The organism is Streptomyces aureus, from assembly GCF_001418135.1.
Classification (GTDB): Bacteria; Actinomycetota; Actinomycetes; order Streptomycetales; family Streptomycetaceae; genus Streptomyces; species Streptomyces aureus_A.
In genome coordinates this window covers 1-3,481 of record NZ_LIPQ01000581.1, presented here as the reverse complement: position 1 = coordinate 3,481, position 3,481 = coordinate 1, and the positions used below count along the sequence as shown (strand labels likewise).

The 3,481-nt window shown below is 73.6% G+C and carries 1 protein-coding gene and 1 pseudogene; both read left to right on the top strand.

Annotation, left to right across the window (positions count from 1 at the left end):
- A pseudogene (locus AOK00_RS34460) lies at positions 1-2,823 on the top strand (BTAD domain-containing putative transcriptional regulator); the annotation flags it as partial.
- A 216-nt stretch (positions 2,824-3,039) separates the two neighbouring features.
- Positions 3,040-3,282 (top strand): hypothetical protein, encoded by a 243-nt coding sequence (locus tag AOK00_RS34455; RefSeq protein ID WP_055604071.1) that lies wholly within the window; start codon positions 3,040-3,042, stop codon positions 3,280-3,282.
- The last annotated feature ends 199 nt before the right edge of the window (positions 3,283-3,481 follow it).

Below are 3,481 nucleotides of genomic sequence, written 5' to 3'. Positions count from 1 at the left end.
GCCCGCCCCGGAGCAGCAGCGGGCCCTCCTCGCCGCGCTGCTGCTCCGGGGCGGGCGTACCGCCACCGCCTCCGAGCTGATCGACGCCCTCTGGGGCGAGGAGTCGCCCTCGCGGCCGTACGCACGTACGCCTCCCGGCTCCGCAAGGCGCTCGGCCCCAAGGTCCTCGTCAGCGAGTCCGGCGGCTACGCCCTGCGCACCTCCGCCGCCGCGCTCGACGTCGCCACCGCGCAGGAACTCGGCGCAGAGGCCGAGAAGCTGCGGGCCGCCGGAGACCGGGCGGGCGCCCGCGACCGGCTCGCGGAGGCGCTGGACCTGTGGGACGGCGAGGTGCTGGCCTCCGTGCCGGGGCCGTACGCCGAGACGCAGCGGACCCGTCTGGAGGAGTGGCGGCTCACGCTCCTGGAGACCCGGCTCGACATCGACCTGGAGGTAGGCGCGCACGCGGAGGCCGTGTCCGAGCTGACCGCGCTCACCGCCGCGCACCCGCTGCGGGAGCGGCTCCGTGAGCTGCTGATGCTCGCCCTCTACCGGAGCGGACGGCAGGCCGAGGCGCTCGCGGTGTACGCGGACACCCGCCGGCTGCTCGCCGAGGAGCTGGGCGTCGACCCCACACCCGAACTCTCCCGGCTCCAGCAGCGCATCCTGCAGGCCGACGCCGAACTCGCCCGCCCGGTCGAGGAGGCCGTCCCGGCCGCGCCGCCCGTCGCCCGTCCCGCGCAGCTCCCGGCGACGGTCCCGGACTTCACGGGCCGGGCGCCGTTCGTACGGGAGCTGGGCGCCCGGCTCGCCACGGCCGAGGGCCATGTCATGGCGGTGTCGGCGCTGGCCGGCATCGGCGGCGTCGGCAAGACGACGCTGGCCGTGCACGTCGCGCACGAGGCGCGCCCGCACTTCCCGGACGGGCAGCTGTACGTGGACCTCCAGGGGGCGGGCTCGCGCGCGGCCGCGCCGGAGACGGTCCTGGGCTCCTTCCTCCGCGCCCTCGGCACCCCGGACTCGGCCATTCCGGACTCGCTCGACGACCGGGCGGCGCTGTACCGCTCGACGCTGGACGGGCGCCGGGTGCTGGTCCTCCTGGACAACGCGCGGGACGCGGCCCAGATCCGCCCGCTGCTGCCGGGGACGGCGGGCTGCGCGGCGCTCGTGACGAGCCGGATCCGGATGGTCGACCTGGCGGGGGCGCATCTGGTGGACCTGGACGTGATGTCCCCCGAGGAGGCGCTCCAGCTCTTCACGCGGATCGTGGGCGCGGAGCGGGTCCGGTCGGAGCGCGAGGCGGCCCTCGACGTGGTGGCGGCCTGCGGTTTCCTGCCCCTGGCGATCCGGATCGCGGCCTCGCGCCTGGCGGCGCGGCGGACGTGGACGGTGTCGGTCCTGGCGGCGAAGCTGGCGGACGAGCGGCGGCGCCTGGACGAACTCCAGGCGGGCGACCTGGCGGTGAAGGCCACCTTCGAACTCGGTTACGGGCAGCTGGAGCCGGCGCAGGCGCGCGCGTTCCGGCTGCTGGGCCTCGCGGACGGCCCGGACATCTCGCTCGCGGCGGCCGCGGCGGTCCTCGACCTCCCGCTCTGGGACACGGAGGACCTCCTGGAGGCCCTGGTCGACACGTCGCTCGTGGAGTCGGCGGCGCCCGGCCGCTACCGGTACCACGACCTGGTACGGCTCTACGCGCGTGCGTGCGCGGACCGCGACGAGCAGCCTCCGTCGGAGAAGGAGGCTGCGCTCTCGCGTCTCCTGGACTTCTATCTGTCGACGGCGGCGCGGGTGTACGCGATCGAGCGCCCCGGCGACCGGCTGGTGGACCACCTGGAGCCGACCTCGTACGGGGGACTGACCTTCACCGACCGCCACGAGGCCCAGGACTGGCTCTACGCGGAGGCGAACTGCCTCCTGGCGTGCGTCCGCCAGTCGGCCGCGTCCCCGGCCACCCTGCGGCGCGCGGTGGACCTGCTGTGGGCGTCGCTGGACCTCGGAGAGTCGGGAGCGAACTCCAGGGAGTTCGAGGCGACCGGGGTCGTCGTCCGTGATGCCGCGCGCAGCCACGCCGATGCCAGGGCCGAGGGTCGCGCACTCATGGTCCTCGCGGGTGTCCATCACACGGCGGGCCGCTTCGAGGAGGCGGACCGGGACGCCGAACTCGCCCTGCCGCACGCGGATCGGGCCGGGGATCCGTTGCCCGCCTGCTGGTCCGCCAACGCCCGGGGCATCATCGCGCTGTACCAGAACCGCTTCGTGGAGGGGGAGCAGTACCTCACCGAGGCGATCGAACGGTTCCGTGACATCGGCGACGAGCCGGGAGAAGCGAGCGCCCTCTGCAATCTGTCGCGCATCCACCTGGCCATGGGCCGTACGCCGAGCGCCATAGCTCTCGCCCGCCAGGGAACCGAGATCTACGACTCGATGGGGCACGCGCTCCGGGGGGCCAACGGACGGTACGCCCTCGGGCTCGCCCTCACCCAGGACGACCAGCTCGCCGCAGCGGCCGAACAGCTCCGCGAGGCGCTGGCGGTCTTCGCCGACAGCAGGCAGCGACTGTGGGAGGGCATGACGCTCTTCCGGCTGTCCGAGGTGGACATCGCCGCCCGCCGGCACGCTCAGGCGGCATCGAACGCCGAGATGGCCCTCACGGTGCTGCGCGGTATCGGGGGCGAGTGGCGGCGGGGCAACGTCCTCACCGTCCTGGGCCGCGCCCTCTTCGGCATCGGCCAGAGCGGTCGGGCGCTGGTCTGCTGGCAGGAGGCACTCGGGATCTTCGACGCCCTGGGGGCCCCGGAGGCGGCCGAGGTGCGTGCGCTGCTGACGCCCGCGACGGCTGCCTAGACCCCTCCGGCCAGTACGTTCATCGTTCGTTTATCGCCACCCGGCATGCTCTTCCACATGACGATCCGCCGCGTCGGGGGGCAGACGGGTCGCCGATGAGGGCCACTGCCCCTGAGTACTAGGGTGATCGGCCCCGGAGATTCGCCCAGCTGTCCACGGGGGAACGGCTGGGCGGATCTCCCCCATCTCGGACATCACACGCAGGAGTTGACGAGCATGACCGACCCGATCAAGCAGGAACCGATCATCACCACCAAGGACATGCACGCCACCTCCGAGCCGGCGGTCGACGCCATCACCGGCAAGATCACGGGTGGCCGCGACGAGTCCATCGCCACCAAGGACATGCACGCCACGTCCGAGCCGGCCATCGACGCGATCACCGAGAAGATCACGGGTGGTCACGACGAGTCCATCGCCACCAAGGACATGCACGCCACCTCGGAGCCGGCCAAGTAGACCACTCCCGACGGGGAACGGCCGCGGCGGCGACTTCGGGGGAGCCGCCGGGGCCGGCAAGGGAGGTCCGGTCGACGGGGGAGCACACGGGCTTGGGGGACACCTGGCGGAACCAGGGGGGATCCGTCCGGACAGGACCCGTGCGCAACGCGATCGGACCACCGCAAGGAAGAGGGGCCGGGCAGCTGCCCGGCCCCTC